This window comes from Cellulomonas sp. P4_H12 (assembly GCF_056400905.1).
Genome location: NZ_JBFUKJ010000016.1, coordinates 79,791 through 99,474 on the forward strand (window position 1 = coordinate 79,791; position 19,684 = coordinate 99,474).

Here is a 19,684-nt window from a genome sequence, read left to right on the forward strand (position 1 = left end):
GCGGTGAGCGAACCAGCCGATCACTTCGCCGGCGTGCCGGACGGGTTCGAGCGACTCTGGACGCCGCACCGCATGGCCTACCTCGGCGGGCAGGACAAGCCGGCCGACCGTGAGGCCGGGGACGGGTGCCCGTTCTGCCGCATCCCGACGCTGTCCGACGAAGACGGCCTGATCGTCGCGCGGGGCGAGGTCGCCTACGTGGTGCTCAACCTCTACCCGTACAACTCGGGGCACCTGCTCGTATGCCCGTACCGGCACGTCGCCGACTACACGGACCTCACCGACCCCGAGGTGGCCGAGGTGGCCGAGCTCACGCGGACCGCGATGCGGGTGGTCCGGGAGGTGTCCGCGCCGCAGGGGTTCAACCTCGGCATGAACCAGGGCGAGGTGGCCGGCGCGGGCATCGCGGCCCACCTGCACCAGCACGTGGTGCCGCGGTGGGGCGGGGACTCGAACTTCCTGCCGATCGTGGCGCGCAGCCGCGCGCTGCCCGAGCTGCTCGGGGACACGCGGGCGCGCCTCGCAGCCGCGTGGCCGACCCCGGCGAAGGGATGATCGGCACGTGCTGAACGGACTGCGCGGTGCCATGACCCGCGTCTTCACGCCCGTCGCCCGGGCGCTCCTGCGTGCCGGCGTCTCACCGGACGCCGTGACCGTCGGCGGCACGCTCGTCGTGGTCCTCACGGCGCTCTGGGCCTTCCCGACCGGTCACTTCCTGGCGGGCACGCTGATCATCACGGTCTTCGTGCTCACGGACTCGCTCGACGGGGTGATGGCGCGTCAGGCCGGCCGCTCCGGGCCGTGGGGGGCGTTCCTCGACTCGACGATGGACCGGTTCGGCGACGGCGCGATCTTCGCGGGGCTCGTCCTCTGGTTCACCGCCGGCGGCGACGACCGGCTCTCCGCGGTGCTCGCACTCGCCTGCCTGGTGCTCGGCTCGATCGTGCCCTACGCCCGCGCGCGCGCCGAGGGCCTCGGCATGACGGCGTCGGGCGGCATCGCCGAGCGCGCCGACCGGCTCGCGCTGGTGCTCGTCGCCACGTTCGCGGTCGGCGTCGGCGCGCCCACGGTCGTGCTCACGGTCGTCCTCGGGCTGCTCGCCCTGGCGTCGGCCGTCACGATCGTGCAGCGGATGAGCAAGGTGCACCGGCAGGCCACGCAGGTGACCGAGTGAAGCTGGATGTCGCGCGCGCCTATGCGACCGCGTGGAAGGTGGCCGGGCGCCTGCCCGGCTCCGTGCTGCGCACGGCGTGCGACGCCGCGGCCGACCTCGCCTGGCTGCGCCACGGCGGCGGGGTGCGCCAGCTGGAACGGAACCTGCAGCGGGTGCGGCCCGAGCTCGACGACCGCGCGTTGCGGCGGCTCAGCCGCGCCGGCATGCGCTCCTACATGCGGTACTTCGGCGAGGCGTTCGCGCTGGCCACGCTGCCCCAGGACCGCGTCGACGCGCGGGTGCGCGCCGTCGGCACGGAGAACCTGCGGGTCCACACCGACCGCGACCAGGCGGTCGTCCTGGCGCTCGGGCACACCGGCAACTGGGACCTCGCCGGCGCCTGGGCGGCGCGCGCGGTCGCGCCCGTCACCACCGTGGCGGAGCGGCTCGAGCCCGAGGAGCTGTTCCAGGAGTTCGTCGCGTTCCGGGAGAGCATCGGGATCACGATCTTCGCGCTCACCGGCGACGGCGACGTGTTCCGCGGTCTCGTCAGGGCGGCCCGCGCCGGCGCCGGCCTGCTGCCCCTGCTGGCCGACCGTGACCTCACCGCCAAGGGGATCGAGGTCGACTTCCTCGGCCACCGCGCCCGGGTCGCCGCGGGACCGGCCGCCCTCTCGATCTCGACGGGCGCCCCGTTGGTCACCACCGTCATCTACTACGAACGCCTCCGTGGTGCCCGCCGACGTGCGGCGCGCTCACCGTGGGGCATCGTCATCCAGTTCAACAAGGCGATCGAGATCCCGCCGGGCGTGCCTCGGGCCGACCAGGTGCGCGCGATGACGCAGGCCTGGGTCGACCAGTTCGCGGCCGGGGTCCGGCAGCGGCCGCAGGACTGGCACATGCTGCAGAAGGTGTTCGTCGAGGACCTCGACCCCGCGCGCTACGCGGCGACGATCGCGGCCGCCGGATGAGGCCGCAGCCCCCGGCGCGGCCGCTGCGGATCGGCATCGTGTGCCCGTACTCCTACGACGTCCCCGGCGGCGTCCAGTTCCACGTGCGGGACCTCGCCGAGGCCCTCATCGCGCGCGGCCACTCGGTCTCGGTCCTCGTGCCGGCCGACGACGAGACGCCGATCCCGCCGTACATGACCTCGGCCGGCCGGGCGATCCCGGTCCGGTACAACGGCGCGGTCGCGCGCATGACGTTCGGCCCGGTGACCGCGGCGCGGGTGCGCAAGTGGCTGGGCGCGGGGGAGTTCGACGTCCTGCACCTGCACGAGCCGGTCACGCCGAGCCTCGGCATGCTCGCGCTGTGGATCGCCGACGGACCGATCGTGGCGACGTTCCACACGGCGCTCATCCGGTCGCGCCCGCTGCAGATGGCGTACCCGTTGGTGCGGCAGTCGCTGGAGAAGATCTCGGCCCGGATCGCGGTGTCGGAGGACGCGCGCCGCACCCTCGTCGAGCACATGGGCGGCGACGCCGTCGTCATCCCGAACGGCGTGTACGTCGACGCGTTCGCCGCGGCGCAGCCGGACCCCCGCTGGACTGGGACGCCCGAGCGGCCCACGATCGCGTTCCTCGGACGGCTGGACGAGGCGCGCAAGGGTCTGCCGGTGCTGCTCGAGGCCGTGCCGCGCGTGCTGGCCGAGATCCCGGGTGCGCGGTTCCTGGTGGCCGGTCGGGGCGAGACCGGTCCGGACGAGGTCCGCGAGCTGGTGGGCGAGCACGCCGCGGCGGCCGTCGAGTTCGTCGGCGGGATCTCCGACGACGAGAAGGCGGCTCTCCTGGCGTCGGTCGACGTCTACTGCGGCCCGCAGACCGGGGGCGAGAGCTTCGGGATCGTGCTCGTGGAGGCGATGAGCGCCGGCGCCACGGTGGTCGCCAGCGACCTCGGGGCGTTCTCTCGCGTGCTCGACGACGGGGAGGCCGGCGTCCTCTTCCGCACCGGCGACAGCGCCGACCTGGCGCAGACGCTCGTGCGGGTGCTGCGTGACCCCGAGCTGCGCGCCCGCGTCTCGGCCCACGCGCTCGACGTCGTGCGCCAGTACGACTGGGCGACCGTCACCGACCAGGTGCTCGCGGTCTACGAGATGGTCGTCGCGGGGCGGCACACCCCCGTCCGGGAGGACCCGTCGTCCGTGCGCGGTGCGCGCCTGATCGAGATGCGTCGTGGGCGGGGTGAGTCCCGATGAGGTGGTCGGAGATCACGGTCTACGTGACGATCGTCGTCGCCCTCGTCCTGTGGTGGCTGTGGGTCACGGCGTCGCGCCTCGACCGGCTGCACCGCAAGGTCAACACGTCCCGTGCGGTGCTCGACGCCCAGCTGGTCCGTCGCGCCACCGTCGCGGCGGAGCTCGCCACGTCCGGGCTGCTCGACCCGGTCAGCTCGGTGCTCGTCGGCGAGGCGGCCTGGGCTGCGCTGTCGACCAGCACGAACGAGCTCCCGCCCGACCTGCTCGAGCTGCTCGGTCCCGACGACGCGCCGCCCGGGGGAGCCGAGCTGCTCGCCGTGGACCGCGGCGGGATCGAGAGCGAGCTGTCGGCCACCCTCCGCGAGGCGCTCGACGACCCGGACGAGGTCGCCGCGCTCCGCGCCGACCYCGCCGGCGCCGAGCTGGTCGACCTGCTCGCGTCGTCCTGGTACCGGGTGCAGCTGGCCCGCCGGTTCGCCAACGAGGCCGTGGTCCAGACCCGGCGCGCCCGACGAGGTCCGCTGGTCCGGCTCCTCCGGCTCGCCGGGCACGCGCCCGAGCCGACGAGCCTCGAGCTGGACGACGCCTGGCCGGAGAACCTCGGCCGACCGGGCACCCAGACCGGCGCCGTCGGGACCCCGCCATCGCGCTGAGACGCGCGGAGGAGTCCGTCCTCGACGGACTACGATTGGCCGATCAGGCCGCCGTGTCCCCACGTGGCAGCCGTACCCCGACCGCACCACGATCTGCGAGGCTCGACGTGACCAGCGAGAACAGCCAGCCCACCACCGCGACGCACGCCGGCGTCATCGGCACCGCCCGCGTGAAGCGGGGGATGGCCGAGATGCTCAAGGGCGGCGTCATCATGGACGTCGTCACCGCCGACCAGGCGAAGATCGCCGAGGACGCCGGAGCCGTCGCCGTGATGGCCCTCGAGCGCGTGCCGGCCGACATCCGCGCACAGGGCGGCGTCGCGCGCATGAGCGACCCCGACCTCATCGACGGCATCATCGAGGCCGTCTCCATCCCCGTCATGGCGAAGGCCCGCATCGGCCACTTCGTCGAGGCGCAGGTGCTGCAGTCGCTCGGCGTCGACTACATCGACGAGTCCGAGGTGCTCACGCCGGCGGACTACGCGCACCACATCGACAAGTGGGGCTTCACGGTTCCCTTCGTCTGCGGCGCGACCAACCTGGGCGAGGCGCTGCGCCGCATCACCGAGGGCGCGGCCATGATCCGCTCCAAGGGCGAGGCGGGCACGGGTGACGTCTCCAACGCGACGACGCACATGCGCACTCTGCGCGACCAGATCCGCCGCCTGACCTCGCTGCCGGAGGACGAGCTGTTCGTCGCCGCCAAGGAGCTGCAGGCGCCGTACGACCTGGTCAAGGAGGTCGCCGAGGCGGGCAAGCTGCCCGTCGTGCTCTTCACCGCGGGCGGCATCGCCACCCCGGCCGACGCCGCGATGATGATGCAGCTCGGCGCCGAGGGCGTGTTCGTCGGTTCCGGGATCTTCAAGTCGGGCAACCCCGCCGAGCGGGCTGCCGCGATCGTCAAGGCGACCACGTTCTTCGACGACCCGGACGTCATCGCCAAGGTCTCGCGCGGCCTGGGCGAGGCCATGGTCGGCATCAACGTCGAGGACGTCCCCGAGCCGCACCGCCTGGCCGAGCGCGGCTGGTGACGCAGGACCACACGGTGGCCGAGGCCGCGGACGACCCGTCCGCGGCCTCTGCCGTTGCCGGCCGGTCGAGCGCCCACGGCGGCGGACCGGTGCACGGGCTCGGGCCCGAGTGGCGCCGCGGCGACGACGGCCTGCTGTTCCGCGAGGCCGCGCGCGTGATCCTGCTCGACGAGGACGACCGGGTGCTGCTGATCCGAGGGCACGACGTCGACCAGCCCGAGCGGAGCTGGTGGTTCACGGTCGGTGGCGGCATCGACGACGGCGAGGACCCACTGTCGGCGGCCCTGCGCGAGGTCCGCGAGGAGACGGGCATCGTGCTCGACCCCGCCCAGCTCGTCGGGCCGGTGTTCACGCGCTCGGCCATCTTCGACTTCTTCCTCGAGCACTGCCGGCAGGACGAGACGATCTACCTGGCTCGGGTGCCCGCGGCGTCGTTCGCGGCCGTCGACCGCGCCGGCTGGACCGAGCTGGAGCACGACGTCATCGACGAGCTGCGGTGGTGGTCGCTCGACGACCTCGACCGGGTCGAGATCGAGGTCTTCCCCGAGTCGCTGGTAGCGCTCGTGCGCGGGCTCCTGCCGGCTTGGGACGGCCAGACGCGGCACCTGGGGCTCGCGCGCGAGTAGGTCAGGTGACGGCGTTGCGCGTCGTCCACGCGGGATCCCGGTGCTCGCCCGCGTCGAGCACGTCGCGCAGCGCGCGCACCGCGGTGACCAGGTCGGCGTGCGTCAGGTACGGCGCGGCGACGCCCAGCCGGACGACGTCGGGGGTGCGGAAGTCGCCGACCACCCCGCGCGCGGCCAACGCCTGGACGATGCCGTACGCGTCCGGGTGTCGCAGGGCGACCTGCGAGCCGCGCCGGTCGTCCGCCTCGGGCGACGCGAACTCGGCGGCGGGCAGCACCGCCGTGATGGCGTCGCGCAGGAACCGCGTGAGGGACAGCGACCGGCGCCGGACGTCCTCGATCGCGACCCCGTCGAACGCGTGCAGCGCTGCCTCCAGGGCCAGCATCGACAGCAGCGGCGGCGTCCCGATGCGCGCCCGGGCGATCCCGGCCGCGCCCTCGTACTCGTCGGCCATCGCGAACGGCTGGGCATGTCCGTGCCAGCCGGGCAGCACGTTGACGAACGCGTCCTGGTGCCGCGCGGCGACGTAGCCGAACGCCGGCGCTCCAGGGCCGCCGTTCAGGTACTTGTAGCCGCAGCCGACGGCCAGGTCGACGCCGTGCTCGTCGAGCCCGACCGGTACCGCGCCCGCGGAGTGGCAGAGGTCCCACACCACCAGCGCGCCGGCGTCGTGCGCCGCGGCCGTGAGCCCCGGCAGGTCGAGCAGCTCGCCGGTCCGGTAGTCCACGTGCGACAGCACGACGACCGCGACGTCGGGCCCGAGCCGGCCGGGGATCTCCGCGGGCGTCGCGTGCTCGACGCGCCACCCGACCTGCGCGGCGACGCCGGCGATCACGTACTGGTCGGTGGGGAACGAGCCCGGCTCGGTGAGCACCACGGAGCGGTCGGGACGCAGCGCGGCGGCCGCGTGCAGCGACTGGTGCAGGCGCACGCTGGTGGAGTCGCCCACGACGACCTGCCCCGGCGCGGCGCCGACCAGCCGCCCGATCGCGTCGCCCACGCGGACCGGCGCGTCCCACCACCCGTGCGTGTTCCACGACGCGATGAGGTCGTGGCCCCACTCCTGCCGCACCACCCGCTCGACCGCCTCGGGCACGCCGACCGGCAGCGCGCCCAGCGAGTTGCCGTCGAGGTACACGACGCCGGGCGGGAGCAGGAAGCGGTCGCGCAGGTCCGTCGCGGCGTGCGCGGCGTCGAGGGTCGCGGCGAGGGCGTCGAGCTCGTCGAGGGTCACGATCCGCGAGCCTACGACGACGGTCGTGCCGCGGCCGCCCTTGCGCCGCTTCGCGCCCCGGGGTCGTCCGCCGTGCCGCGTTGGGCGCCTGGGTGCCGTCCGACCCTGCCGCACTTGGTGCCCACGGGGCTCGAGTGGCGTCCGCGGCGTCCCACACGCCACTGGGGCACCAAGTGCGGCGGGATCCGACGCTCGCCGGGAGCCGGTCTCGCCGGGATCCAGCGCGCGGGCACGTCGTGGCGCCGGCGCGCGCGACGCCTAGACTCGCCCGTCGTGACCGTGACCGTCGGAGTCCTCGCCCTGCAGGGTGACGTGCGCGAGCACGTGCACGCCCTCACGTCCGTGGGGGCGCAGGCTGTGCCGGTGCGCCGCCGGCGCGAGCTCGACGCCGTCGACGCCCTGGTGATCCCCGGCGGCGAGTCGACGACCATCGACAAGCTCCTGCGCGCGTTCGACCTGTTCGACCCGGTCCAGGAACGCCTGCGCGGCGGCATGCCCGCCTACGGCTCGTGCGCCGGGATGATCCTGCTGGCCGACCGCGTGCTCGGCGGGATCGAGGGGCAGCAGACGCTCGGCGGGGTCGACGTCACGGTGCGCCGCAACGCCTTCGGCCGGCAGGTGGAGTCGTTCGAGACCGACCTGTCGATCGAGGGTGTGGACGGCCCGGTGCACGCCGTGTTCATCCGCGCACCGTGGGTCGAGGAGGTCGGGCCGGCCGCCACCGTGCTGGCGCGGGTGGAGTCCGGGCCCGCCGCCGGTAGGATCGTCGCGGTGCGTCAGGGGCCGTTGCTCGTGACCTCGTTCCATCCGGAGGTCACCGGGGACACCCGGGTGCACCAACTGTTCGTAGAGATCGTCCGCGACACCCTGTGAGGGTCGGCGTCGTAGCCGCGCGGGAGACGAAGGGGTAGCGAAGCGATGTCGGGTCACTCCAAGTGGGCCACCACCAAGCACAAGAAGGCCGTGGTCGACGCCAAGCGGAGCAAGCTCTTCGCGAAGCTCATCAAGAACATCGAGGTGGCCGCGCGCACCGGCGGCGGTGACCTCGCGGGCAACCCCACGCTCTTCGACGCGGTGCAGAAGGCCAAGAAGAACTCGGTCCCCATCGACAACATCAACCGTGCGGTCAAGCGCGGGTCCGGCCAGGAGGCCGGCGGCGCCGACTACACGACGATCATGTACGAGGGCTACGGCTCGGGCGGCGTCGCGGTGCTCGTCGAGTGCCTCACGGACAACCGCAACCGCGCCGCGTCGGACGTGCGCGTCGCGTTCACGCGCAACGGCGGTCAGATGGCCGATCCCGGCTCGGTGTCGTACCTGTTCTCGCGCAAGGGCGTCGTCATCGTGCCGAAGGAGGGCACCGACGAGGACGCCGTCGTGGAGGCCGTGCTCGACGCGGGTGGCGAGGAGGTCAACGACCTCGGCGAGGCCTTCGAGGTGCTCTCCGAGGCCACCGACCTCGTGCCCGTGCGCACCGCCCTGCAGAACGCCGGCATCGAGTACGACTCGGCGGACGTCGTGTTCTGGCCCGCGACGCAGATCGAGGTCGACGCCGAGGGCGCCCGCAAGATCCTGCGCCTCATCGACGCGCTCGAGGACTCCGACGACGTGCAGAACGTCTACGCGAACTTCGACGCGTCCGACGAGGTCATGGCGGAGCTCGAGGAGGACTGAGCCGGAGCGCAGCGGAGGTCGAGGGGCGCGGAGCGTCACTCGGCCGTAGCGGAGCGCAGGCTCGGTCCGACCACGAACGAGGAGGACTGAGCCGGAGCGTCACGGAGGGGCCCGGCCGCGCGGCGGTCGGGCCCCTTCGTCGTGCCGGGCGTGGCCTCCCGGGATCGCACCGCCGGGGCTGGGACGATGGCGGCGTGCGCGTCCTCGGAGTCGACCCCGGCCTGACCAGGTGCGGGCTGGGGGTCGTCGACGGGCTCCCGTCCCGCGGCCTGGCCATGGTCGCCGTCGGCGTCGCGACGTCGGACGCGCTCTGGGACGTGGACCAGCGGCTGCTGTCGATCGAGCGCCAGATCGAGGAGTGGCTCGAGGAGCACGCGCCCGACGCGGTCGCCGTGGAGCGCGTGTTCGCGCAGCACAACCTGCCCACGGTGATGGGCACCGCCCAGGTGGCGGGCATCGCGATGGTGGCCGCCGCGCGCCGCAGGATCCCCGTCGCGCTGCACACCCCGAGCGAGGTCAAGGCCGCCGTCACGGGGAACGGGCGCGCGGACAAGGTCCAGGTCCAGACCATGGTGCAGCGGCTGCTGCGCCTCGAGGAGCTGCCCCGCCCTGCCGACGCCGCCGACGCCCTMGCCCTCGCCGTCTGCCACCTGTGGCGGCCGGCCGGCGCGCTCGGCACCCCGCAGCGCGCGCCCGGCTCGCTCACCGCCGCCCAGCGCGCGTGGGCCACCGCCGAGCAGGCGGCGCGCCGCCGCGGCTGACCGCGTGTCTTCGTACACCTGTTCGCCTCGGTGTGCCAGAGTGTTCCCGGCTTCAGTTCTCGACCCAAGGAGGGTGACCGGTGATCGCGTCGGTCCACGGCACGGTGCAGGCGGTCCGGCTCGATGCGGCGGTGGTTGAGGTCGGGGGAGTGGGCCTGCTGGTGCACGCGACCCCCGCGACGCTCGCGGGGCTGCGGGTGGGGTCGACCGCGCAGCTGGCCACGTCGCTGATCGTCCGGGAGGACGCGCTCACGCTGTTCGGGTTCGCGGACGCCGAGGAGCGCGAGATCTTCGAGATCGTGCAGACCGTGAGCGGCGTCGGCCCCCGGCTCGCTCTGGCCATGCTGGCCGTGCACACGCCCGACGGCCTGCGCCGCGCGGTGGTCGAGGAGGACGTCAAGGCGCTCCAGCGCGTGCCCGGCATCGGCCTCAAGGGCGCGCAGCGCATCGTCCTCGAGCTCAAGGACCGGATCGGCGCCCCTTCTAGCGTCTCCGCGCCGGCGGCCGCCGTGTTCGGCGGCGACCGTCGCGACCAGGTGGTGGAGGCGCTCGTCGGTCTCGGCTGGAACGCTCGCGCGGCGGGCGACGCCGTGTCGTCCGTGCTCGAGGGCACCGAGGGGCCGGTGGCCGCCGACGAGGTCGCGGGCGTGCTGCGGGCGGCCCTGCGGACCCTGGGCGGCGGTCGTGGCTGACGAGCACGAGGAGCTGGTGACCGAGCGGTTCGCCGCCGAGTCGCTGGTCCGCTCCGGGGCCGACGACCTGGAGCGTGCCGCCGAGGCCGCGCTGCGCCCGCGCAGGCTCGAGGAGTTCGTCGSGCAGCGCGTCGTGCGCGACCAGCTCTCCTTGGTGCTCGACGCCGCGCGAGGTCGCGGCCGCGCGCCCGACCACGTGCTGCTCTCGGGTCCGCCGGGGCTGGGCAAGACGACGCTCGCCATGATCATCGCCGCCGAGATGGGGGCGTCATTGCGCGTCACCAGTGGACCGGCCATCCAGCATGCGGGCGATCTCGCAGCCGTCCTGTCCTCGCTCGAGGACGGCGAGGTGCTCTTCCTGGACGAGATCCACCGGATCGCGCGGCCCGCCGAGGAACTCCTCTACATGGCGATGGAGGACTTCCGGGTCGACGTCATCGTCGGCAAGGGGGCGGGCGCCAGCGCGATCCCGCTGACCCTGCCGCCGTTCACCGTGGTCGGCGCCACCACGCGGGCGGGCCTGCTGCCGGCCCCGTTGCGCGACCGGTTCGGCTTCACAGCGCACCTGGACTTCTACTCAGCCGACGAGCTCGAGCAGGTGCTGGTGCGGTCCGCCGGGCTGCTCGGCGTGCCGCTCGACCACGCGGCCGCCGCCGAGATCGCGTCCCGGTCCCGGGGCACTCCCCGCATCGCGAACCGGCTGCTCAGACGCGTACGGGACTGGGCCGAGGTGCGCGGAGACGGCACCCTCAGCCTGGCGGCGGCGCGTGCGGCGCTCGAGGTGTACGAGGTCGACCAGCTCGGGCTCGACCGGCTGGACCGCGCGGTCCTCACCGCGCTCTGCACCCGGTTCGGGGGAGGCCCGGTGGGTCTCACCACGCTGGCGGTCGCCGTCGCGGAGGAGGCGGAGACGGTGGAAACCGTGGCGGAGCCGTTCCTCGTGCGGGAGGGCCTGATCGGGCGGACGGCCCGCGGTCGGGTCGCGCTGCCGGCAGCCTGGGCGCACCTTGGTCTCGAGATGCCCCACGGATCGGGCACACTGTTCGGCTGAGCCGGTCTCGCACGTCGGAACCCTTCGCGGGCTCCGTGCGTTGGAGCGGCGAGCCGCTGCGCCTAGACTGCGGCGGACACACCACCCGATCGGAGCCTGTCAGCCGTGGATCCTTCCTTCCTCGTCATCCTTGCCGTCGCCCTCGGCGCCCTGTGGCTCATGTCGAACCGCACGCGCAAGCAGCAGCGCACGGCAGCGGAGTTCCGCAACAACCTGGTCGCCGGTGACGAGGTCATGACGGCGTCGGGTCTGCTGGGCACCGTCGTGGACGTCGAGGACGACGTCATCACGCTGGAGTCCGCGCCGGGCAGCCAGACGCGTTGGATCCGCGCCGCCATCGCGAAGAAGATCGACCCGGTCGTCGAGGAGATCGACGACGTGGACGACGTCGAGGCAGACGACGAGGTGCAGGACGCGGTGGCCGATGCCGACCGCATCAGCCACGCGAACGACGACGTGATCGACGTCCCGGACGACCTGTCCTCGCTGCCGCCCGCCCGCAAGGACGGGGACCCGGACACCAAGTAGACCGTTTGGTCTGGGTGACGACGCCCGGACCTTGACCCCACCGGCCGCTCCGCGCGGTCGGTGCGCGCACGAGAGAAGAACTCCGTTGGCTCCTCCAACCCGCCGTCAGAGGCCCGTCCGCACGCTCACCGTGCTCGGCGTCATCATCCTCGCCCTGTTCGGCGCCATCGCCGCGGGCGTCAAGTGGTCCGACGCCTCGTGGACCCCGAACCTTGCGCTCGACCTCGAGGGCGGGACGCAGATCATCCTCAAGCCCGTGCTCGAGGAGGGCGGCGGCACGCCGGACTCGGCGACGATCTCCCAGGCGATCGACGTCATCCGCCAGCGCGTCGACTCGTCGGGCGTGGCCGAGGCGGAGATCACGAGCCAGAGCGGCGGCAACATCGTCGTCGCCCTGCCGGGTCACCCGAGCGAGCAGACCCTCGAGCTCGTCCGGACCTCGGCGCAGATGGCCTTCCGTCCCGTGCTCGCGGTCGGTAACCCGACCCCGACGGACACCTCCGCGACGCCGTCCCCGACCGCCTCCGCGGCCGGCACGGATGCCGCGGCCACCCCGACGCCGACGCCCAGCGTGGCGGCCGCGGAGGAGCCGTCGGACGAGCCGACCAAGGCGGCGCCCGACAGCCCGAGCGACACGGCGTACTACGTCACGCCGAAGGTGCAGGCGGACTTCGACGCCCTCGACTGCACCGACCCCAAGAACCTCACCGGTGGTGTCAACGGTGACCCGGACAAGGCCTTCGTCACGTGCAGCCAGGACGGCAGCGCGAAGTACATCCTTGGTCCGGTCGAGATCGAGGGCGCGCGCATCTCGGGCGCGAGCTCGGGCCTGAAGCAGCTGCCCAACGGCGGCACCAGCAACGAGTGGGTCGTGAACATCACGTTCGACTCGAAGGGCACCACGCAGTTCACCGACGTCACCACCCGCCTGCAGGGCCTGGCGTCGTCGCCGCCGCAGAACCAGTTCGCGATGGTCCTCGACGGGCTGGTCATCTCGGCCCCGAGCCTCGACACCGGCGTGATCATCTCGGACGGCAAGGCCCAGATCTCCGGCACGTTCACGCGCGAGAGCGCGGCCAACCTGGCCAACCAGCTCAACTTCGGTTCGCTGCCGCTGACGTTCGAGGTCCAGAGCGAGGAGCAGATCTCCGCGACGCTCGGGTCCGAGCAGCTGGAGAAGGGTCTGCTCGCCGGCCTGATCGGCCTGGTGCTGGTCGTCCTCTACTCGCTGCTGCAGTACCGCGCGCTCGGCCTGGTGACGATCGCGTCGCTGGTCATCGCCGCGACGGTCACGTACGGCGTGATCACCCTGCTGTCGTGGACGCAGGGCTACCGGCTCTCGCTGCCTGGCGTGGCGGGCTTGATCGTCGCCATCGGTATCACCGCCGACTCGTTCATCGTGTACTTCGAGCGCATCCGCGACGAGCTGCGCGAGGGCCGGACGCTGCCGGCCGCCGTGGAGCGCGGTTGGTCGCGCGCCCGGCGCACCATCCTGGCGTCCGACGCGGTGAACTTCCTCGCGGCGATCGTGCTCTACCTGCTCGCCGTCGGAGGCGTGCGTGGGTTCGCCTTCACGCTTGGTCTCACCACGCTCATCGACGTGCTCGTGGTCTTCATGTTCACGCACCCGATCATGCAGCTGGTCGCCCGGACGAAGTTCTGGGGCGAGGGGCACCGCTGGTCCGGTCTGGACCCCCGGCGCCTCGGCGTCACGGGGACCCGCTACGTGGGCCGCGGGCGCACGGTCACCGGCCCGCGGACCAGTGGCGTCGAGGACGCCCCGGTGGAGGACGCGCCGGTCGAGGCCGGCGCTGCGCCTCGCGTGCCGGTCGCGGTCGGCGGCGGCACGAGCGGTCTGACGATCGCCGAGCGTCGCGCCGCGGCGAAGGCCGCGGAGCAGAAGGCCGCCGTGTCCGACGCTCCCGTCGACGCACCGCCGACCGAGTCCGAGCCCGAGTCCGGGCGCACCGAGGGGAACGAGCACTGATGGCCGCCGGATTCGCCCAGTGGGGCAACGACCTGTACACCGGCCGGCGGTCGTACGACATCGTCGGCCGGCGCAAGATCTGGTTCACGATCTCGACCGTGCTCGTGATCCTGTCGGCGATCTTCCTCGTGAAGCCCGGCCTCAACCCCGGCATCGAGTTCCGGGGCGGCTCCGAGTTCGTCGTGTCGGGCGTGGCCCAGGACGACCAGCAGCTCGCGATCGACACCGTGCTGGCCGTCGCGCCCAACGAGGAGCCGAAGGTCACGACCGTCGGCGACGACAGCCTGCGGATCCAGACGTCGACGCTGACCAACGACCAGGTGGAAGAGGTCAAGTCCTCCCTCGCCACCGCGTACAACGTGCCGGAGGCGACCAACGTCACCAGCTCGTTCATCGGTCCGTCGTGGGGCGCCGACGTCTCCAAGAAGGCGATCACCGGCATCCTGGTGTTCCTCGTCTTCGTGACGATCGTGATGACGATCTACTTCCGCAACTGGCGGATGGCCGTCGCGGCACTGATCGCGCTGTTCCACGACCTCATCATCACCGTCGGCGTGTACGCGGCCGTCGGCTGGGAGGTCACGCCGGCGACGGTGATCGGGTTCCTCACCATCCTCGGGTACTCGATCTACGACACGGTCGTGGTCTTCGACAAGGTGCGCGAGAACACCGCGGACACGTTGGACCAGACGCGGTTCACGTACGCGGAGAAGGCCAACCTCGCGGTCAACCAGACGCTCGTCCGGTCGATCAACACGTCCGTCGTCGCACTGCTCCCGGTGAGCGCGATCCTGTTCGTCGGCGCGTTCATCCTCGGTGCCGGCACGCTGCGCGACATCGCTCTCGCGCTCTTCGTCGGCATGCTGATCGGCACGTTCTCGTCGATCTTCCTGGCGACCCCGTTCGAGGTCGTGCTGCGCCAGCAGGAGGCCCCGATCCGCGAGCACACCCGCAAGGTCCTGGCGGCCCGGGCGGCGCGCGTCGCCGACGGCGAGGTCGAGGCCGACCAGGTCGGCCCCGTGCACGTCACGGTGGGTGCCCTCAAGCCCGGCTCGCACCAGGGCGTCGCCGCCCAGCCGAAGCGCAAGCGATGACCGGTCCGGTCGGCGCGGCGGGGACTCCTTCGGGGGTCCCCGCCGCGCGTGCGGACGTGCTGCGCCGCATCGACGAGCTGGTGCGGCTGGTCCCCGACTACCCCCAGCCCGGGGTGCTCTTCCGCGACATCACGCCGCTGCTCGCCGACGCCCGGGCCTTCGCCGACGTGGTCGCCGAGATCGCCCGTCGGGTCGACGGCCCGGTCGACCTCGTGGCCGGCATGGAGGCGCGCGGGTTCCTCTTCGCCGCCCCCGTCGCCGTCGCGCTCGGTGCCGGGGTGCTGCCGGTGCGCAAGGCCGGCAAGCTTCCCGGTCCGACGGCCGCAGAGTCGTACGAGCTCGAGTACGGGACGGCGACGATCGAGATCCACGCGGACACCGTCCCGGCGGGCGCCCGCGTGCTGGTCATCGACGACGTCCTGGCCACCGGCGGTACGGCGGCGGCCACGGTCGCCCTCCTGGAGCGCTGCGGCGCCGAGGTCGTCGGGCTGTCGTTCCTCGTGGAGCTCGAGGCGCTCCGCGGGCGCGACCAGCTGCCCGGCCGCGCGATCGACGTGCTCGTCGCGGTGGCCTGACCTGCCCCGGCATCGTCGCCCCGTGACCGTCCCACCCTCTGCGCGGTCGTAGACTGTCGCCTCGACCGTGGGAGGGGGTGTGATGAGCGAGGACGTCCGCACGCCTGAGACCGGTGTCCCGGCGACGCAGAGCGACTCTCCGTCGAGCCGGATGCGTTCGCGCCTGGGCCGGTTCGGCGCACGCAGCGGGGCTGCGTTCCCGGCCATCGAGCCGGTGCTCCAGGCCGCGCGCACCAACCACCCGAAGGCCGACCTGGCCGTCGTCGAGCAGGCGTACGTCGTCGCCGAGCGGGCGCACCGGGGTCAGCTGCGCAAGTCCGGCGACCCGTACATCACGCACCCCGTCGCGGTGGCGACGATCCTCGCCGAGCTGGGCATGACGCCCTCGACGCTGGCCGCCGCGCTGCTGCACGACACGGTGGAGGACACCGACTACTCGCTCGACCAGCTGCGTCGCGAGTTCGGGCCCGAGATCGCGATGCTCGTCGACGGCGTCACCAAGCTGGACAAGGTCACCTACGGGGACGCGGCCCAGGCCGAGACCGTCCGCAAGATGGTGGTCGCGATGTCCCGCGACATCCGCGTGCTGGTGATCAAGCTGGCGGACCGGCTGCACAACGCGCGGACCTGGAAGTTCGTCGCCGCGGCGTCGGCCGAGAAGAAGGCGCGCGAGACGCTCGAGATCTACGCGCCGCTGGCCCACCGGCTCGGCATGAACACCATCAAGTGGGAGCTCGAGGACCTGTCGTTCGCGACCCTGTACCCCAAGGTCTACGACGAGATCGTGCACCTGGTGGCCGAGCGCGCGCCGGCCCGTGAGGAGTACCTGGCGACCGTCCGCGAGCAGGTGGGTCAGGACCTCGGCAAGGCCAAGATCCGCGCGACGGTGACCGGGCGTCCCAAGCACTACTACTCGATCTACCAGAAGATGATCGTGCGCGGCCGCGACTTCGCGGACATCTACGACCTCGTCGGGGTGCGCGTCCTGGTCGACTCGGTGCGGGACTGCTACGCGGCGCTGGGCGCGCTGCACGCGCGGTGGAACCCGGTGCCGGGCCGGTTCAAGGACTACATCGCGATGCCCAAGTTCAACCTCTACCAGTCGCTGCACACCACCGTGATCGGCCCCGGCGGCAAGCCCGTCGAGATCCAGATCCGCACGCACGACATGCACCGTCGTGCGGAGTACGGCGTCGCCGCGCACTGGAAGTACAAGGAGAGCGCGAAGAACGGCAGCTCCGCGGACCCGGACACCGCCGGCAACGACATGCAGTGGCTGCGGCAGCTGGTCGACTGGCAGAAGGAGACGGCCGACCCCAGCGAGTTCCTGGACTCGCTGCGGTTCGAGATCGCCGGTTCCGAGGTCTACGTGTTCACGCCCAAGGGCGACGTGATCGGCCTGCCGTCGGGCTCGACCCCGGTCGACTTCGCGTACGCCGTGCACACCGAGGTCGGGCACCGGACCATGGGCGCCCGCGTCAACGGCCGGCTCGTGCCCCTCGACTCGTCGCTGGAGAACGGCGACGTCGTCGACGTCTTCACCTCGAAGTCCGAGACCGCGGGTCCGTCGCGCGACTGGCTCGGTTTCGTCAAGAGCCCCCGGGCGCGCAACAAGATCCGCCAGTGGTTCTCCAAGGAGCGCCGCGAGGAGGCGATCGAGCACGGCAAGGACGCCATCGCCAAGGCGATGCGCAAGCAGAACCTGCCGATCCAGCGCCTGCTGTCGCACGAGTCCCTGGTCGCCCTCGCCAACGAGATGCGGTACGCCGACGTCTCGGCGCTGTACGCGGCGATCGGCGAGGGACAAGTCTCCGCGGCGACGGTCGTGCAGCGGCTCGTGCAGTCGATGGGTGGCGAGACGGCCGCCGAGGAGGACCTCGCCGAGGTCGCGCGGCCCGGCCAGACCCAGCGGCGGGTGCGCACGGGCGACCCGGGCGTCGTGGTCAAGGGCGTCGACGACATCTGGGTCAAGCTGGCCAAGTGCTGCACGCCCGTGCCCGGCGATGACATCGTCGGCTTCGTGACCCGCGGCGCGGGCGTGAGCGTGCACCGCAGCGACTGCATCAACGTGCAGAGCCTGCGGTCGGAGCCCGAGCGCATGGTCGACGTCGCCTGGAGCCACAACAGCACGTCGCTGTTCCTGGTCCAGATCCAGGTCGAGGCGCTGGACCGCAGCCGCCTGCTCTCCGACGTCACGCGCGTGCTGTCCGACTCGCACGTCAACATCCTGTCGGCGTCCGTCTCGACGTCCCGGGACCGGGTGGCCCTGTCGCGGTTCGTGTTCGAGATGGCCGAGCCGAACCACCTCGCGTCGGTGCTCGCGGCCGTCCGCAAGGTGGAGGGCGTGTTCGACGTCTACCGCATCACCGGCGCCAAGGCCGCCGAGGAACCCGTCATCCGCGCCTGAGGTCCAGGGACCTCAGGGTCGCGTCGGCATGACGGATCCCGCGGTACCCCCGCAGGGTCGCGAGCTGCTCGCAGGCCCGCTCGGGGTCGAGCCCGACGTCCTGCAGGGCGTGCAGCACCGGCAGGGCCTCTCGGCGCGGGAGCATGCGGGCGACGTCGATGCCGGTCCGCTGGACCGACGTGGCCCGGAGCCCGCCGACGTGCACGACGTCCGCGGGCTCGAGCACGGCCTCCGCCGCGATCCGGGCCGGGTGCGGGTCGGTCCGCCGGCCGCCGGCGCGGACGAGCACCTCGACGCGGACGGGCGGGTAGCGGCCCGTGTGCACCCAGGCGGCGGTCCGGCGGCCCAGCACGCCGCGCGAGGGGACGAGAGAGGCCACCGCGAGGGCGCGGAGCTCAGGGGTGTCGACGAGGTCGGCAGCGATCGCCACGTCGCCCCAGACGATCCGGACGACGCCGTCGCGCAGGAGGCCGAACCACGCGGCCGCGCCGACGTCGTCGCGGGTCACGGTGCGGGGGAGGACCGGCGCACTGGCCCGATACGCCTCCAGACTGGTGCCCACGCGACCAGCATGGTCGTCAGCGCGGCGGCCAGAGCGGCCGTCGCGCCGATCTGTGGACGACGCAGGCCCCCGCCCCGGACGGGGCGAGGGCCTGGGAGCCGGGCGGGTGCCGTCAGCCGCGGGCGTCCTGAGCGGCGCGCTGCACCTGCTCGAGCCACGCACGGCGCGCGTCGAGTGCCGCCTGGGCGTCGGCGATCCGGCGAGCGTCGCCGGCCGCCTTCGCGCGGTCCAGGTCGGCCTCGAGACCGGCGATCGCCTGCTCGAGCTGGGCGGCCGCCCCCTCGGCACGCGCGCGGGTCTCGGGGTTGGTGCGACGCCACTGCGCCTGGTCGGTGTCGCGAATCGCGGTCTCGACCGCGCGGAGGCGACCCTCGACCCGCTGGACGTCGCCGCGAGGCACCTTGCCCGCCGCCTCCCAGCGGTCCTGGATCCGGTGCAGCGCCGACTTGGCCGCCGCGAGGTCCGTCACCGGGACGAGGGCCTCCGCCTCGACCAGCAGGGCCTCCTTGACCTCGAGGTTCGCCCGGAACTCCTCGTCCGTCGCCGCAGACTGCGCGTCGCGCGCGGCGAAGAACGCGTCCTGCGCGGCGCGGAACCGGGCCCAGAGGGCGTCGTCGTCGGCGCGGCTGGCACGCCCGGCGGCCTTCCACTGCGTCATGAGGTCACGGAAGACCCCCGCGGTGGCGCCCCAGTCGGTGCTGGACTGCAGCCGCTCGGCCTCGGCGACGAGGCCCTCCTTGACGCTCTTGGCCGAGGCGTTGCGCGTCTCCAGCTCGGCGAAGAAGTGGCGACGCTCGCGGTCGAACGTGGTGCGGGCGTGGCTGAACCGCTTCCAGAGCGACTCCTCCGTCGGCCGGTCGAGGCGCGGCCCGGAGCGCTGCGCCTCCTTCCACTGGTCCAGCAGCGTGCGCAGCTGTTCGCCGGCGGGCCGCCACTGGATGCGGGACGGGTCCGTCGCCGCGATCTTCTCGGCCTGCTCGACGATCTGAGTCCGGGCGGCCACCGCGGCCTCGCGGGCCGCAGCGCGCTCGACCTCCGCGGCCGCGCGGCGCTCGGCCGCGGTCGCCTGGAGCGCCTCGAGGCGCGCCCGGAGCCCGTCCAGGTCACCGACGGCGGCCGGCTCGGCTACCTCCTCGGTGAGCCGCGCGAGCGTCTGGTCGATCTCCTTGACCGAGAGGTCGGTTGCGCCGAGGCGGGCCTCGAAGAGCGTCACCTTGGCCTGCAGGTCGAGGAACCGCCGCACGTAGAGGGCGAGCGCCTCCTCCTGCGTCGCGCCGGGGTACTGGCCGACCACGCGCTCGCCCGCGGCCTCGCGGACCGAGACGTTGCCCTCGGCGTCGACGCTGCCGAACGTCGCTGCGTGARCCGCCTCGGCGGCGTCCTGCGGCGGGGCGACGGGTGCCGCGGGCGCGGCCGCGACCGCGGACGGCGTCGGGTGGGCCGGCGGGTGCGGGACGGGCCG

20 protein-coding genes are annotated in these 19,684 nt (G+C 73.1%); 17 read left to right on the top strand and 3 right to left on the bottom strand.

Features of this window, described 5'->3' with window-relative positions:
- The first annotated feature begins 3 nt into the window (after nucleotides 1-3).
- The 7 genes from AC1DQC_RS10870 (at nucleotide 4) to AC1DQC_RS10900 (ending at nucleotide 5,657) form a co-directional block, all read left to right on the top strand.
- A complete protein-coding gene (locus AC1DQC_RS10870) occupies nucleotides 4-555 on the top strand; it encodes an HIT family protein (protein ID WP_477051251.1) in 552 nt (183 codons plus the stop codon).
- A 7-nt stretch (nucleotides 556-562) separates the two neighbouring features.
- Nucleotides 563-1,174 (top strand): phosphatidylinositol phosphate synthase, encoded by a 612-nt coding sequence (gene pgsA / locus AC1DQC_RS10875; protein WP_477051252.1) that lies wholly within the window; start codon nucleotides 563-565, stop codon nucleotides 1,172-1,174.
- On the top strand, nucleotides 1,171-2,124 hold the full coding sequence (locus AC1DQC_RS10880) for a phosphatidylinositol mannoside acyltransferase (protein ID WP_477051253.1): 954 nt from the start codon (nucleotides 1,171-1,173) through the stop codon (nucleotides 2,122-2,124). Before pgsA ends, AC1DQC_RS10880 begins: the two co-directional genes overlap by 4 nt.
- A gap of 23 nt (nucleotides 2,125-2,147) precedes the next feature.
- Nucleotides 2,148-3,347, top strand: a complete 1,200-nt coding sequence (locus tag AC1DQC_RS10885) for a glycosyltransferase family 4 protein (protein ID WP_477051269.1) — start codon at nucleotides 2,148-2,150, stop codon at nucleotides 3,345-3,347.
- Nucleotides 3,344-4,000, top strand: coding sequence for a hypothetical protein (locus AC1DQC_RS10890; RefSeq protein WP_477051254.1), 657 nt, complete (start codon nucleotides 3,344-3,346; stop codon nucleotides 3,998-4,000). Before AC1DQC_RS10885 ends, AC1DQC_RS10890 begins: the two co-directional genes overlap by 4 nt.
- Nucleotides 4,001-4,107: 107 nt before the next feature.
- On the top strand, nucleotides 4,108-5,031 hold the full coding sequence (pdxS, locus tag AC1DQC_RS10895; RefSeq protein WP_477042485.1) for a pyridoxal 5'-phosphate synthase lyase subunit PdxS: 924 nt from the start codon (nucleotides 4,108-4,110) through the stop codon (nucleotides 5,029-5,031).
- Nucleotides 5,028-5,657: an NUDIX hydrolase gene (locus tag AC1DQC_RS10900; RefSeq protein WP_477051255.1), complete on the top strand. Its 630-nt coding sequence runs from the start codon at nucleotides 5,028-5,030 to the stop codon at nucleotides 5,655-5,657. The genes pdxS and AC1DQC_RS10900 overlap by 4 nt, the downstream gene beginning before the upstream one ends.
- A 1-nt stretch (nucleotide 5,658) precedes the next feature.
- On the opposite strand, the gene kynU is transcribed toward AC1DQC_RS10900, so the two are convergent.
- Nucleotides 5,659-6,891 carry a kynureninase gene (kynU, locus tag AC1DQC_RS10905; protein WP_477051256.1) on the bottom strand — a complete coding sequence of 411 codons (1,233 nt, stop codon included), beginning with the start codon at nucleotides 6,889-6,891 and terminating at the stop codon, nucleotides 5,659-5,661.
- 273 nt (nucleotides 6,892-7,164) lie between these two features.
- Here kynU and pdxT point away from each other — a divergent pair, with 273 nt between their 5' ends.
- From pdxT to AC1DQC_RS10955, 10 genes are all read left to right on the top strand, one after another.
- Nucleotides 7,165-7,764, top strand: a complete 600-nt coding sequence (pdxT, locus tag AC1DQC_RS10910) for a pyridoxal 5'-phosphate synthase glutaminase subunit PdxT (RefSeq protein ID WP_477051257.1) — start codon at nucleotides 7,165-7,167, stop codon at nucleotides 7,762-7,764.
- A 45-nt stretch (nucleotides 7,765-7,809) separates the two neighbouring features.
- Entirely contained in the window at nucleotides 7,810-8,565 is a 756-nt protein-coding gene (locus AC1DQC_RS10915) for a YebC/PmpR family DNA-binding transcriptional regulator (protein ID WP_456825740.1), read from the top strand.
- Between the two features lie 194 nt (nucleotides 8,566-8,759).
- The gene (gene ruvC / locus AC1DQC_RS10920) at nucleotides 8,760-9,326 is read left to right on the top strand and encodes a crossover junction endodeoxyribonuclease RuvC (RefSeq protein WP_477051258.1); all 567 of its coding nucleotides are present in this window, start codon (nucleotides 8,760-8,762) and stop codon (nucleotides 9,324-9,326) included.
- Between the two features lie 80 nt (nucleotides 9,327-9,406).
- The gene (gene ruvA, locus AC1DQC_RS10925) at nucleotides 9,407-10,018 is read left to right on the top strand and encodes a Holliday junction branch migration protein RuvA (protein ID WP_477051259.1); all 612 of its coding nucleotides are present in this window, start codon (nucleotides 9,407-9,409) and stop codon (nucleotides 10,016-10,018) included.
- A complete protein-coding gene (ruvB, locus tag AC1DQC_RS10930; protein WP_477051260.1) occupies nucleotides 10,011-11,069 on the top strand; it encodes a Holliday junction branch migration DNA helicase RuvB in 1,059 nt (352 codons plus the stop codon). The genes ruvA and ruvB overlap by 8 nt, the downstream gene beginning before the upstream one ends.
- 105 nt (nucleotides 11,070-11,174) lie before the next feature.
- Nucleotides 11,175-11,597 (top strand): preprotein translocase subunit YajC, encoded by a 423-nt coding sequence (gene yajC / locus AC1DQC_RS10935; protein WP_477051261.1) that lies wholly within the window; start codon nucleotides 11,175-11,177, stop codon nucleotides 11,595-11,597.
- 85 nt (nucleotides 11,598-11,682) lie between these two features.
- Nucleotides 11,683-13,584 (top strand): protein translocase subunit SecD, encoded by a 1,902-nt coding sequence (gene secD / locus AC1DQC_RS10940; protein WP_477051262.1) that lies wholly within the window; start codon nucleotides 11,683-11,685, stop codon nucleotides 13,582-13,584.
- Nucleotides 13,584-14,678, top strand: a complete 1,095-nt coding sequence (gene secF / locus AC1DQC_RS10945) for a protein translocase subunit SecF (protein ID WP_477051263.1) — start codon at nucleotides 13,584-13,586, stop codon at nucleotides 14,676-14,678. The genes secD and secF overlap by 1 nt, the downstream gene beginning before the upstream one ends.
- Nucleotides 14,675-15,253: an adenine phosphoribosyltransferase gene (locus AC1DQC_RS10950; RefSeq protein ID WP_477051264.1), complete on the top strand. Its 579-nt coding sequence runs from the start codon at nucleotides 14,675-14,677 to the stop codon at nucleotides 15,251-15,253. The genes secF and AC1DQC_RS10950 overlap by 4 nt, the downstream gene beginning before the upstream one ends.
- A gap of 82 nt (nucleotides 15,254-15,335) precedes the next feature.
- A complete protein-coding gene (locus tag AC1DQC_RS10955; protein ID WP_477051265.1) occupies nucleotides 15,336-17,660 on the top strand; it encodes a RelA/SpoT family protein in 2,325 nt (774 codons plus the stop codon).
- Here the strand turns inward: AC1DQC_RS10955 and AC1DQC_RS10960 are convergent.
- Together AC1DQC_RS10960 and AC1DQC_RS10965 are read right to left on the bottom strand one after the other, a co-directional pair.
- Complete coding sequence (locus AC1DQC_RS10960) at nucleotides 17,647-18,222, bottom strand: hypothetical protein (protein WP_477051266.1); 576 nt, start codon at nucleotides 18,220-18,222, stop codon at nucleotides 17,647-17,649. The genes AC1DQC_RS10955 and AC1DQC_RS10960 overlap by 14 nt on opposite strands.
- A 112-nt stretch (nucleotides 18,223-18,334) precedes the next feature.
- The coding region (locus AC1DQC_RS10965) for a DUF349 domain-containing protein (protein ID WP_477051267.1) at nucleotides 18,335-19,684 on the bottom strand (1,350 nt) is incomplete at its 5' end.